Raw genomic sequence first — 12,530 nt, 5'->3', positions numbered from 1 at the left:
GACTTCACGTCACGAGCGGCGGTGGGTCGGCGCGGCGATCACCGGCAGGGCGACCAGGCGGCCCATGGGTGGATCGTCCGCATCCATCTCCAGTTGCACCCGTTGAATCATCCGCTCCATCTCCTCGGCGGAGACGGCGGGCAACATGCTCACCAGCAACACGCGGTCTTCGTCCGCGCCCAGGGCCAGACTTCGCAGCCCCGCGAACACGGGCACCTCGGCGGACAACGCCGCGGCCGCGCTCCGAGCTCGGACCACCAGCGGCTCCGGGATTCCAAACTCCCGGAGCCGACGGATGGCTCGCTCGGTCCCTTCCATCTGCTCGAGGAACGTGATGACCAGGTACACGCGGCCGTCTTAGCGGGTCCGCGCGCCAGGCGCCACGCTACTCGTTCTGGCCGGGGCCCGCCGTCTCACCGGAAGGAGCCGCCGGGGTCGCAGGAGTCGTTGGAGTCGTCGGTGCGGCTCCCTCTTGCGCCGGTGCCGCGCCTTCCTGGGCCGCCATCGCCGCACGAGCCGCGCGCTTGCCCTCCTCGATGAGCTTCTTCACCTTCTGCCCACCCTTGCGGCCAATCTCCTCGTAGAAGTTCGGCCCGCGGGTGGCCTTGACGCGGTCCCCGCCCTTCTTGCCGATCTCCTCGTAGAACTTCGCGCCGCGCTCGGCTTTCACCGTCTCGCCGCCCTTGCGGCCGATCTCCTCGTAGAACGAGCGACCCCGCTCGGCCTTCACCGTGGCTCCGCCCTTGCGACCGATGGTCTCGTAGAACTCGCGACCCCGCTCGTTTCGGACCGTCTCTCCACCCTTACGTCCCGCCTCGGCCACCGTCATGCTGCCCTTGTTGTCTTTGTCCGACATTGCGCCCTCTCCTCTCTTGGCTGCCTGCCCCCATCCCGCGCCTCGATGCCCCTTGCCTGAAACCTTGGGACGGAAGCGCCCCGATGCAAGCAAGCTCCGTACACCGCCAGCCGTTCTCGCCTGACCCACCACACCAAAACCCCAATGGTTTCATGCGGTTGGACAAGCTCGCCCTGCTTACTTTCCGGGCGGAGGCATGCCCGGCAGGACGCTCTCTTGTTGAAAACAATTCCCTCTGCATTGCCGATTCCCGGACCGGCACTCACCTTCATGCCCGCGGCGCGCGCTTCAGGGCGCCCGAGGGAGGCGTTGCGTGGCGCAGGTGGCGAAGACATGGCTCCGAGTCCTGGCACCGATGCTCGTGTCCGTCGGTGGACTGTTGATGCTCCGTCTGCTCGGACCGGACTTCATCGATCAGCGCTACATCGCGGATCTGCTGTCCCCTCTGGGTAAAGCCGCGCCGTTGGCCTACATCGCGTTTCTTGCCGTGCGCCCCCTGACGCTACTGCCCGGGCAGCTCTTGACCGCCGTGGGCGGAATGATGTTCGGGACGCTCGCAGCGACCCTCTATTCACTAACGGGCAGCTTCCTGTCTGCCATGTTGCTCTTCGTGCTGGCACGCAAGCTGGGGACTCGGCCGATGAAGCGCCTGGCTGGGGGCAAATATCCAGCGCTGGTGCGCGCGGCCAAGCGCCACGATTTCCTCTTCGCCTTCATGGCGTGCATCAACCCGCTGTGTCCCACCGACGTCATGCTGGTGGCCGCCGCGGCGAGTGGCGCGCGGTTCTGGCCCTCGGTCGCGGGCGTGATGTTGGGCACCATTCCAGGGACCTTTCTCACCGCGCAGTTCGGCAGTGGGCTGGCCCAGGGGCGCACGGTGATGACCGCGGTGTCCGCCGCCGGTCTCGTCGTCTCGCTGGTGCTGGGCGTCTTCATCGGGCGTCGTTTCTACAAGGAACTCACCGAGGAGTCGGAGGCCACCTCGCCCGAATCAGATGCGCGAGACGAGACAACGGTTCCCGGCCTCGGCGGCTCGACGACGATGCCGCGCACGCCCCCGAAGAGCGATGGTGTTCCAGCCACCTGGTGACGCCGCGCGACGCGGACACCCGCGCGGCATCAAAGGTTCCCTGCATCCGTGTCGTTCGTCGACTTCGGCTTCGACCCGCGCGTCGTCTCGCGAGTGAGTCACGCGGCGACGGCCGGGAGGCCGCGCGGGTTCTTCACGGCCTCCCGGTGGTGACGACGCGACGTCAGTCGAAGCGGCTGGTGAGCTTCACGGACCACTCTCGCAGCGTGCCGCTCCCCTGCCCCGCGGGGTTGGAGATGTGCAGCTTCCACTTGCCGTTGAGGGTCCCATCGCGCGGGATTCCACGCGTCACCGGGATGCGGGACGGGGGCCTGCCCTCGGTGGGCCCGTTCCACAGCAGGGCTGTCTCACCACCCGGGTCCTCCAGCGTCAGCACCAGGTTGGACGACGAGGAGTGCAGCAGGTCCAGCACCACGGTGATGTCCTCGGGCACGGTGGCGAGGCCCACCACGCCGACCACCGACACCAGTTGCACCGTCGAGCCGGGCAGCGCCAGGTCCGAGTAGTTCGTGAAGGTGCCCGCCATCCACGCCGGACGGCAGATGCCCTCGGGAGAGCCGGACTCGGAGCCCGAGCACACCAGCCCCGGCTGGCACGGACGCATCACCGAGCAGCTGTCGCTGTCACCCGCGATCGGCGCGTTGCTCCGGCAGCGCCCGTAGGCGATGGGGCCTCCGAACGCCAACCCCTGACACGACAGGCCGGCCTGACACGTCGCCGGGCCCGTGCATGGATCACCGTCGGGAGCCAGGGCGACATGATTCTTGAGCCCCTGGAGCGCGGCGCCATTCATGAACGCCACCCGCGACAGCTCCACGATGTGGTCGATGCGACGCGCGGCGACGATGGCCTGCGCCTGACTCGCGCTCAGTCCCACGGTGTTCTGGAGGGCCGCCAGGCTCTCCGTGTTCGCCGCGGCGACGACCCGCCGGGCCTCGGCGAGGTTGAAGGCCACGCCGTGGAAGGTGCCCACCTGCTCGTCCAGGGGCATCTCCACGCGGCCCGTCCCACGGACGTAGGCCTCCAGCGTGGCCAGCGCGGCCGGGCCCACCTGGGCAATCGCATCCACCTGTTCGATGGAGACGTAGTGGCGATCATCCGCAGTGAACTCCACACCATCCGGACCGTTGCGGTGGGCGATGATGCTCTGCGCGGTGAGCGCGTTGAGCGGAACCTCGAAGTCCAACACCGCCAACGTCGTGGAGCGACTGTTGAGGAAGGCCAGCACCCCGGTGGACGCCGGCGTGCCCGTCGCGAGGGCCTGCGCCTGCGTCTCCAGGAGGGCGGGCGCCGCCTCCTCGGAAGGAACGCCACAGCTCAGCATCAGGGGAAGAACGGAAAGCGGTATAAACCGCATCAAGTTGTAGGTCATGCTCCCCGTGTACTCCAGGTCTCCGACCCGGTGTCCAACAGAGACGTCACAACCGGGCCCCCGAGGGCCTTTCAGGGGGCCTTCAGCCTTGCGGCCGAGATGAAGGCACCCACGGCGGCGATGGACGTGGCGAGGCTCAGCCAGGGCCCCGCGGGGAGCTGAAGGACGGCCACCAGTCCCCCGAGCACGGAGAGCGAGAGAAAGGCCCGGCGCGCCAGGACCCGGCCCTTGCGCCAATGCCCCGCTGCCACGGTGAAGAGGAACGCGGTGGCCCCCGCGAGGAACTGGAGGCCCAGCACCTTGAGGGACGTGTCCTTCACCAGGCCCACGTAGCCAGTGAACCAGCGCGGCTCGGGTGGGAGCTGAAGGGCCACGGCATCCGGGTGATACATCATCGGGTCGAACGGTCTGTTGACGGGGGCCCCCAGCGTGACGACGGCCACCTGCGCGATGACCACGAGAAACAGCGTCACCAGGATGGTGAGCCACGGCAGACCGGTGCGCTCGCGCTCCCAACGGCGCAGGGCCTCCAGGTGCTGGGGGTCGACCTCGAGTGCGCTCGGATAACCCAGGTCCAGCAAGGCCTTCGTGGCGGCGATGCTCGCGGGCATCTTCTCCGTGCCCAGTCCCACCAGCGCGCCGTCATCCAGGAGCCTGCGCAGCAGCGCCGCGCTCGCGTCGCGCTCGGGCTCCGAGGGGAGTCGGAGCAGGAGCGCATTGAGGTCATCCCCCAGTCGCGCCCCCTCCTCCGCCGATGACGCGGACAGGGCCCGGGGAACCAGGGCCTTGATGCGCTCCGTGGCCGGGGACTCCTCCGCGCCAGCAGGCGCCTGCGCCGTCCTCTGAAGCTCGCCCACGGTGTGCCTCCCACGCCCGCTGACTCCACGGCGCGGAGCCCATCGTAACGAGGGGACACGGATTCGTCACAGCCGGACGGCGACGACACGCTTCTTCACGAATGGAGCACGGGCTCCAGTTGCGCCGCGATGCGCGGAGGCATGCGCTCCCCAGGACCCACTCCGGTGGGCCGCATGATGGCGCGCGCGCGGTCCTCACCGTGACGGATGCGCATGCGCGTCATCTCCGGTGAGAAGTCGAGCGTGTCTCCCATGGGCGCCGTCGGCTCGATGACCGTGATGCGGCAATAGACATACGGCTTTCCATCCGGAGCCAGGAGCGTGGTGCCCTGCTCGTGGGCCTGCCTGACCATGTCGTTGATGCGGACGAACACGTCCACGTCGTTCATCAGGATTTCGTTGAGGGTGATGTCGGTGAGGCTTCGCCGGGCCACGTCCAGGATGTTGGAGGGATAGCGCATCGGCTCGATGCGGGACGACGAGCAGGCGATGACGACAATCTCCGTGGGTGCATAGCCGAGCGCATCGCCGAGCGGCGTGACGTTGCGCAGCCCACCGTCGACGATGGCCTGAGGACCGATGGGCTCCCAGATGACGGGCATTGTCGCGCTCTGCCAGACGGCCGGGATGAAGTCGCTCGCATCGCTCGACACCAGCTCGTACAGGCCCGAGGTGAGCGAGACGCGACCCACGTGCGCGGGAATGGCGAAGGGACGTCCGGCGAGGTTGCGCTCGACGAGGTCCCTCAAGGGTGTGTTGTCGTAGAACCCCAGCTTGTTGAGCACCCCGAGCCGCAGTGCGACGACGAGCCACGGGAACTTCCGGTACACGTCCGACTCGCGGAGGTTCATCCAGAGGTTCGTGAGTCGCTCATATTCGTTCTGGGCGATGACGGCGGCGTTCAGCGCGCCCACCGACACGCCGAAGACGCGCTCCCATCGAAAGCCATGCACCTCGCGCAGCACCCGCTCCGCGCCCACCTGGAAGGCACCCTTGCCGCCACCACCTGAGAGCACGAGCGTCGCGGGACGATCCGTCATGGCATACCTCGCTGGGGATTCGCGCGAACCGCCCGGAGAAGGCCCGTGCCCGCGCATCAGCGGGACGAGATAGGCACGCCCTCTCCCTTCCAGAATCGCCCCGAGGCACGGGCCCGCTGTCCGGCGGTGGGCCCTGGACTCGTACGCGCGTCAGCCTTCGGCGGCCCGCACCGCGCGCATGAACCGCTGAAGCTTCTCCTCATCCAGGTGCCCGCCCGTGCGCAGCCCACTGCAGACATCCAGCCCGAACGGGCCCACGGCGCGAATCGCCTCGCCCACGTTCTCCGGATTGAGGCCGCCAGCCAGGAACACGGGCACCGACACCGCCTCGCGAATGCGCCGACTGAAGGCCCAGTCATGCACGCGGCCGGTGCCGCCCAGCTCCTTCACGGCCAGGGCCGGGTTGCCCGAGTCGAGCAACAAGGCATCCACCTCACGCGCCACGTCACACGCCTCGTCCACGGAGGTGGCATCGACCACGTGGACCACCTGCACCAGCTTCACCGAGGGCAGCGAGGCCCGCACGTGACGGAGCACCGCGGTGCCCACCCGGTCCACCACCTGCACCGTGTTCACCCGGGTGCGGCGGGCCTGCGCGACGAGACGGTCGGCGTCCTCCTCGCACGTGAGCAGGAAGGTGGAAATGCCAGGGGGCGCCTGGCTGGCCAGCTCCGTGATGAGCCCCTCGTCGATGACACCCGGGCCGCTCGGCATCTTCGACACGAGCCCCAGCGCGGCCGCGCCACAGGACACCGCCAGCCGTGCCTCCTCCCGCGAGGAGATGCAGCACACCTTCACCCGGACATGTCGAACCGGTTCCATTTCCGTCCTCCGCGCCGACGCGCCCGACAGGTATCACGCGCGGACGCCTCCGCACCGCGACAACACGGCGCCCGAGCCGCGCGCCCCGGGACATGAGCGCCCCTGGAATTCACGGGCCGTATGGATCCAGGATGTCGCCCCTGGAGACGAAATGAACCGAAAAACACTGTTCGTGGTCGCACTCCTCGCGGTCCTCGTGGGCGCGGTCCTCTGGTTGCGCGGGAGCCCCGCTCCGGTTGGCACTTCAGCCGCCCCTGCTTTGGATGCACCTCCGCTTGCGAAGGCGCCAACGAGTTTGGGAGCCTCGACGGGGACCACGACGGCCCGGACGCCCACGGCGGAGTCGGGCACGCCCCCCGTCACCGACCCGATGCGCGAGGACGAGGGCACCGTGTACGTCGAGGTCCTCGATGGCACAGGTCCCCTCGCGGGCGCCCACGTCACGCTCTACCTCCAGGGACCGCGTGTCCCGGCGACGGGCCGTCCAGCGTGGTTCATCGCGGGCAAGGGCACCACCGATGCCTCGGGCACGCTTCGACTTCCCGCGCGACCGGGGCACTACCTCATCGCCGCGAAGTCCTCGGGACGCGCCCCCGCTCGCGCGGCCTTCACCCGCCCTCGGGGCGAAGCGCGGACGCAGGTGCGACTGGTGCTCGGGACCGGAGCCATCCTGGAGGGCACCGTCGTGGAGCGCGCGTCCAAGGCGCCCGTGCCCCTCGCGCAGCTCATCCTCACCCCACGCACGCTGCTGTCCTCGGCCGCCAGGGACACCGCCTTCGTTCCCGAGGAGGAGCGCTACGTCACCTCCGCCGATGCGCGCGGCGTCTTCCGCGCCGAGGGCCTCGCGCCCGGTGAGTACCAGCTCGAAGCCCTCGCTCCAGGACATGCCGCCAGACGACTCGCGCGGGTCCTGGTCCCCACCTCGGGACTCCTCGTCGAGCTGGACGGGTCGGCCTTCATCGAGGGCTTCGTGGAGCTTCCGGATGGCAAGCCCGCGCCCGGAGCACGCATCACCGCGACCGGCATGGGCGAGACGCTCGAAGCCGAGTCGAGCGCGGGCGGTGGCTTCTCGCTCGACGTCCCGCCCGGCGTCTATCGCGTCACCGCCCGACATGGAGACCTGACGGGCACGGCCCCCGAGCGCGTCGTCGTGGGCGCGGGGATGACGGTGCGTGACGTGCGCATCCGCCTGGGGACGGCGGCCTCGCTCTCGGGAGTCGTGCGTCGCAAGGGCACTGGGGAGCCCATCGCCGGCGCGAACATCTCCCTCACACCGAGCGCCCTGGCCTTCTCGTTCGACGCGGCGCCCGCCGAGGTCGGCAGCGCGCTCTCCGGTGCGGACGGACGGTTCCAGGTGGGCAACCTCGCCCCGGGTGCGTACACCGTGAATGTCCAGGCCAGGGGCTTCCGCTCGCTCAAGCGCGACGGCGTCACCGTGCTCGACGGGCAGCGCTTCGAGCTGCTCGCGGAGCTGGATGCGAATGGGCGAATCGAAGGCACGGTGGTGGATGAGCAGGGAAAGCCGCTCGCGGGCATCCACGCCACGCCCGAGCGACGCTGGCGCATGGCCCCCGTGGAAGGCGCCCTGACGGCGGTAACGGATGCCCAAGGTGCCTTCACGCTCGAAGACGTCCCGCCCGGGGAGATCCACGTGGCGGTCAAGCATCCTGGAAGCCAGACCCACGTGCGCGAGCGGGTGATGGTGAACCCCGGGCAGACAAGCCAGGTCCGCATCCAGTTGTCGAGCGAAGGCACACTCGAGGGAACCGTCAAGATGGAGGACGGACGCGCTCCAACGGGCCCCGTCACCGTCTACGCGCTGCGAGTCAAGGACGCGCGTACGGAGGCGCACCAAATCTCCGCGGCGGCGGATGGCGCCTGGTCCATGCGCGTTCGCGCGGGCACGTATCACGTCGCAGCGTGGCTCTCCGAGGCAGGCAATCAGAGCGGAGACCAGGAGAAGGTGGTGGAGGTGGCCGCCGGCCAGATGCAGCGCGTGGACCTGCGGGTGCGCGAGGCGAAACGAGCCCTCGCCGTCACGGTGCTCGAACCGAACGGCGCGCCCAGTGTCTCGGCGACCGTCATGGGCAGCGAGGCGGGCCGCAGCGAAATTCTCCTCGAGGACATGACGGATGCCTCGGGACAGGTCCTGATCGTCGCGGACTCGCTGGGCACCAAGGCCCTGCACATCTGGGCGACGAATGGCGGACGACGGGGTGACCTGCTCTCCGTGCCCGACACGCAGAGGACCCTGGTCATCCAGCTCCAACCCGGCGGGCGACTGGCGGGAGCGGTGCGCTCGGCGGGAGGACGCGACATCGACGGCTTCAAGCTGGTGGTGTCATCGACGAAGAGCGAGGACGACTTCCTCTCGCGTCAGGAGCTGGAGCTCGCGGGCGCTCGCTTCGTCGTCGAGGACGTTCCGGCGGGACAGGTGGCCGTCTCGGTGACGCTGCCGGATGGCCGGGCCGGAAAGGCGGAGGCCACGAGCGTCGCGGGGAAGACCACCCAGGTCGACATCATCGTCGAGGCCGGAGGCGTCATCTCCGGACGGCTGGTCGATGCGACTGGCGCGCCCCTCGCGGCGGCGTTCGTGGACGTGGACGGACTCACCTCTCCCCCCGCCGGAGCGGATGGTCGCTTCCGTGTGGAGGACGTCGCGCCGGGTGAGCACCGGCTCATCGCGTGGAGCCAGAAGACGGAGCGCGCGGAGAAGACCCTCAAGCTGACCGCGGGCAAGGCGCTGGACGTGGGCGACTGGAAGCTGGGGCCTCCCCGAGTCGAGCCCGGTCGCCTCGGTGTCTTCTTCAGCATGGATGGAGACGAGGTCCTCGTGCGAGGAGTCCAGGACGGCCTTCACGGAGACGCCATCCGCGCAGGGGACGTGGTGAAGTCCATCGACGGAGCCACCGTCGTCACCGCCGGAGAGGCACGCGAGCGGGAGCTGGGCGCACCCGGCAGTCCCGCCACGCTCCTCATCCGCCGCGACACGCGGACCTACCCCATCACCCTCACCCGCGCCCCCTGAGCGGACACCGCCCCCCAGGGTGAGGCCCCGTGCCCCACCCATCCACCACGCGACATCCCGCGACGGGAATCGTCCGGAGCCCGACGACGCCCTCTCACGAACTCCCCGCGAGGCGCTGCGTCGGGCAGCCTCGACCTCCACCATCCTCGGCAAGTCGCGCCACCTCGCGGCCCCGACTCGGGAGGTCCACCGTGGGAGTCCTCGACCTGCTGTTGCGCTGGCCCGTGCTCCGGCAGCTCGCGCGCAAGGACCTCACCGCGCTGGGCGAGACGGCGATGTCCGAGCGCGGCCGGCGGTTGGAGGCGCGCACGGCCCGCGCCGACCGCGTCGTCAAATCCATCTGTCCCTACTGCGCCGTCGGCTGCGGCCAGGACGTGTACGTCAAGGACGAGCGCATCATCGACATCGAAGGGGACACCGACTCGCCCGTCTCACGCGGGCGGCTGTGCCCCAAGGGCTCAGCGACGTTCCAGCTTGTCACCGGCACCCACCGCGTCCAGCACGTCCTCTACCGTCGCCCCGGCGGCACCGAGTGGGAGCGCATCCCCCTGGAGCGCGCCATGGACATGGTCGCCGAGCGCGTGAAGCACACGCGCGACGCGACGTGGGAGTCCACCGACGTCAACGGGCTGAGCGTCCAGCGCACGCTGGGCATCGCGCACCTGGGTGGCGCGACGCTCGACAACGAGGAGAACTACCTCATCAAGAAGCTCTTCACTTCGCTGGGAATCGTCCAGGTGGAGAACCAGGCTCGAATATGACATTCGTCCACGGTGCCCGGTCTGGGCATCACGCTCGGGCGTGGCGGGGCCACGACCTTCCAGCAGGACCTGCGGAACTCTGACTGCATTCTCATTCAGGGCTCCAACATGGCCGAGTGTCACCCGGTGGGCTTCCAGTGGGTGATGGAGGCCAAGGCCCGGGGCGCGACCATCATCCATGTCGACCCGCGCTTCACTCGCACGAGCGCGATGGCGAACCAGCACGTTCCCATCCGCGTCGGCTCGGACATCGCGTTCCTGGGCGGACTGGTGCGCTACGTCCTGGAGCACGAGCGCTACTTCAAGGAGTACGTCGCCCACTACACCAACGCCGCCAACCTCGTCCGCGAGGACTTCCAGGACACCGAGGACCTGGACGGCCTCTTCAGCGGCTTCGTGCCCGAGGAGAACAAGTACGACGTCACTTCGTGGGGCTACGAGGGTGTGCAGGGCCCCGCGCCCGCGGCGGGCCACAAGGAGCTGTACGCGGAGCCCGGCGCCGGCGAGGGAGAGCCCCACGCCACGCGGCTCAAGGACGCGGCGAAGGACTTCACGCTCCAGCACCCGCGCTGCGTCTTCCAGGTCCTCCGTCGTCACTTCCAGCGCTACACCCCGGCCATCGTCGCGAAGGTGTGCGGTGTCCCGGAGGAGCAGTTCCTGAAGGTCGCGGAGACGCTCTGCGCCAACTCCGGACGCGAGCGCACCACGGCGTTCTGCTACGCGGTGGGGTGGACGCAGCACTCGGTGGGCGTGCAGTACATCCGCACCGCGACCATCCTCCAGCTCCTCCTGGGCAACATCGGACGGCCTGGTGGCGGCATCCTCGCGCTGAGAGGCCACTCGTCCATCCAGGGCTCCACGGACATCCCCACCCTCTTCAATCTGCTGCCCGGCTACCTGCCGATGCCGAACGCCCAGCCGTCCCCGCACCTGGACGACTACCTGAAGTCCCACACCTCCGGCACGGGCTGGTGGAGCAACTTCCCCAAGTACGTCGTCTCGCTGCTGAAGGCGTGGTTCGGTGACGCGGCGACGCGGGAGAATGAGTACGGCTTCCGCCACCTGCCGCGCCTTACTGGCAACCACTCACACATGCAGACGGTGGCCGACATGGCCGATGGCCGCGTGCGGGGCTACTTCGTCATGGGCGAAAACCCGGCGGTGGGCTCCATGAACGGAGCGCTCCAGCGCAAGGGACTGCGCCAGCTCGACTGGCTGGTCGTGCGCGACTTCACGCTCATCGAGACGGCGGAGTTCTGGCGCACCGCTCCCGAAATCCAGCGCGGCGACGTGAAGACGGCGGACATCCAGACGGAGGTCTTCTTCTTCCCCGCGGCCGCGCACACGGAGAAGGACGGTTCCTTCACCAACACGCAGCGGATGCTCCAGTGGCATCACGCGGCGGTGGAGCCGCGCGAGGACGTGCGCAGCGAGCTTCACTTCATGTTCCACCTGGGCCGTCGGCTGAAGCGCCTGTATGCCGACTCGCGCGAGACGAAGGACCAGGCCCTCCGTGAACTGACGTGGGACTACCCCACGCGGGGCGCACGGGAAGAGCCTGGCGCGGAGGCCGTCCTCCGGGAGATCAACGGCTACACGCTCCAGGATGGCCGGCCCGTCAGCGGCTTCACGGCGTTGAAGGACGACGGCACCACCGCGTGCGGCTGTTGGATCTACTCCGGCGCCTACGCGGATGGCGTCAACCAATCGGCCCGCCGCAAGCCCGGACACGAGCAGACCTGGGTGGCCCCCGAGTGGGGCTGGGCGTGGCCCGCCAACCGACGCATCCTCTACAACCGCGCGTCAGCGGATCCCCAGGGCCGCCCCTGGAGCGAGCGCAAGAAGTACGTCTGGTGGGACGAAGCCCAGCGACGGTGGACCGGCGAGGACGTGCCGGACTTCCTCGTGGACCTCCCACCAGATTACCGCCCATCTCCAGGCGCATCCGGCGTGGAGGCCCTGGCGGGCGATGACCCGTTCATCATGCAGGCCGACGGCAAGGCGTGGCTCTTCGCGCCGAGCGGGATGATGGATGGTCCGCTACCCGCGCACTACGAGCCCATGGAGTCGCCCGTGAAGAACGCGCTCTATGGGCAGCAGTGCAACCCGACGCGGCTGGAGTGGTCTCGCAAGGGCAACCCCTACCATCGCGCCTGGGGAGATCCTCGCTACCCGTTCATCCTCACCACGTACCGCCTCACGGAGCACCACACGGCGGGAGGCATGAGCCGCTGGCTGTCGTGGCTGAGCGAGCTTCAGCCGGAGCAGTTCTGCGAGGTGTCACCGGAGCTGGCCCGCGAGCGCGGCCTGAGCAACGGAGGCTGGGCGACGCTGCGCACGGCGCGGGGAGACCTGGAGTGCCGGGTGCTCATCACCGAGCGACTGCGGCCCATGAAGCTCAACGGCACGTCGGTGCATCAGGTGGGCATTCCGTACCACTGGGGCGTGACGGGGCGCATCCGAGGGGACGGCGCGAACGAGCTGCTTCCGCTGGTGGCCGACCCCAACGTGGACATCCAGGAGTCCAAGGCCCTCACCTGCGACGTGGTCGAGGGACGCCAGGCCACGAGGGCCCGAGCCGCCACGGGCACCACCCAACCCGCCCTGCCCGAAGGACTGACACTCCATCGACGCGACAGCCTCCGCGCGGGCGAGGTCGACCATGCGCCCTGGCAGGAGAAGAAGAAGGACGAGGAGCGATAGC

Annotated in this window: 9 protein-coding genes; 3 read left to right on the top strand and 6 right to left on the bottom strand. The window is 69.1% G+C overall.

Annotation, left to right across the window (positions count from 1 at the left end; genetic code table 11):
• Positions 1-9: 9 nt before the first annotated feature.
• Positions 10-348 carry a hypothetical protein gene (locus HUA74_RS36945; RefSeq protein ID WP_141648803.1) on the bottom strand — a complete coding sequence of 113 codons (339 nt, stop codon included), beginning with the start codon at positions 346-348 and terminating at the stop codon, positions 10-12.
• Between the two features lie 37 nt (positions 349-385).
• The gene (locus HUA74_RS36940; protein WP_141648802.1) at positions 386-856 is read right to left on the bottom strand and encodes a general stress protein; all 471 of its coding nucleotides are present in this window, start codon (positions 854-856) and stop codon (positions 386-388) included.
• A 382-nt stretch (positions 857-1,238) separates the two neighbouring features.
• Between HUA74_RS36940 and HUA74_RS36935 the strand changes: the two genes are divergently transcribed.
• Positions 1,239-1,946, top strand: coding sequence for a TVP38/TMEM64 family protein (locus HUA74_RS36935; protein ID WP_217442127.1), 708 nt, complete (start codon positions 1,239-1,241; stop codon positions 1,944-1,946).
• A gap of 163 nt (positions 1,947-2,109) precedes the next feature.
• Here the strand turns inward: HUA74_RS36935 and HUA74_RS36930 are convergent, their stop codons facing one another.
• From HUA74_RS36930 to HUA74_RS36915, 4 genes are all read right to left on the bottom strand, one after another.
• The gene (locus tag HUA74_RS36930; protein ID WP_174458345.1) at positions 2,110-3,318 is read right to left on the bottom strand and encodes a proprotein convertase P-domain-containing protein; all 1,209 of its coding nucleotides are present in this window, start codon (positions 3,316-3,318) and stop codon (positions 2,110-2,112) included.
• 71 nt (positions 3,319-3,389) lie between these two features.
• The gene (locus HUA74_RS36925) at positions 3,390-4,175 is read right to left on the bottom strand and encodes a hypothetical protein (protein WP_174458344.1); all 786 of its coding nucleotides are present in this window, start codon (positions 4,173-4,175) and stop codon (positions 3,390-3,392) included.
• 95 nt (positions 4,176-4,270) lie between these two features.
• Positions 4,271-5,215: a patatin-like phospholipase family protein gene (locus tag HUA74_RS36920; protein WP_174458343.1), complete on the bottom strand. Its 945-nt coding sequence runs from the start codon at positions 5,213-5,215 to the stop codon at positions 4,271-4,273.
• 150 nt (positions 5,216-5,365) lie between these two features.
• Positions 5,366-6,037 carry a phosphoribosylanthranilate isomerase gene (locus HUA74_RS36915; protein WP_174458342.1) on the bottom strand — a complete coding sequence of 224 codons (672 nt, stop codon included), beginning with the start codon at positions 6,035-6,037 and terminating at the stop codon, positions 5,366-5,368.
• A 295-nt stretch (positions 6,038-6,332) separates the two neighbouring features.
• On the opposite strand from HUA74_RS36915, the gene HUA74_RS36910 reads away from it, so the two are divergent.
• Both HUA74_RS36910 and fdh read left to right on the top strand, forming a co-directional pair.
• Positions 6,333-9,065 (top strand): carboxypeptidase regulatory-like domain-containing protein, encoded by a 2,733-nt coding sequence (locus HUA74_RS36910; protein WP_254625425.1) that lies wholly within the window; start codon positions 6,333-6,335, stop codon positions 9,063-9,065.
• Positions 9,066-9,256: 191 nt separating this feature from the next.
• The gene (gene fdh, locus HUA74_RS36905) at positions 9,257-12,529 is read left to right on the top strand and encodes a formate dehydrogenase (protein ID WP_371817366.1); all 3,273 of its coding nucleotides are present in this window, start codon (positions 9,257-9,259) and stop codon (positions 12,527-12,529) included.
• The last annotated feature ends 1 nt before the right edge of the window (position 12,530 follow it).

Origin of the sequence: Myxococcus sp. CA051A (assembly GCF_013336705.1) — a bacterium.
Taxonomy (GTDB): Bacteria; Myxococcota; Myxococcia; order Myxococcales; family Myxococcaceae; genus Myxococcus; species Myxococcus llanfairpwllgwyngyllgogerychwyrndrobwllllantysiliogogogochensis.
The sequence above is the reverse complement of the archived record's forward strand: the minus strand, read 5'-3'. Positions and strand labels throughout refer to the sequence as shown.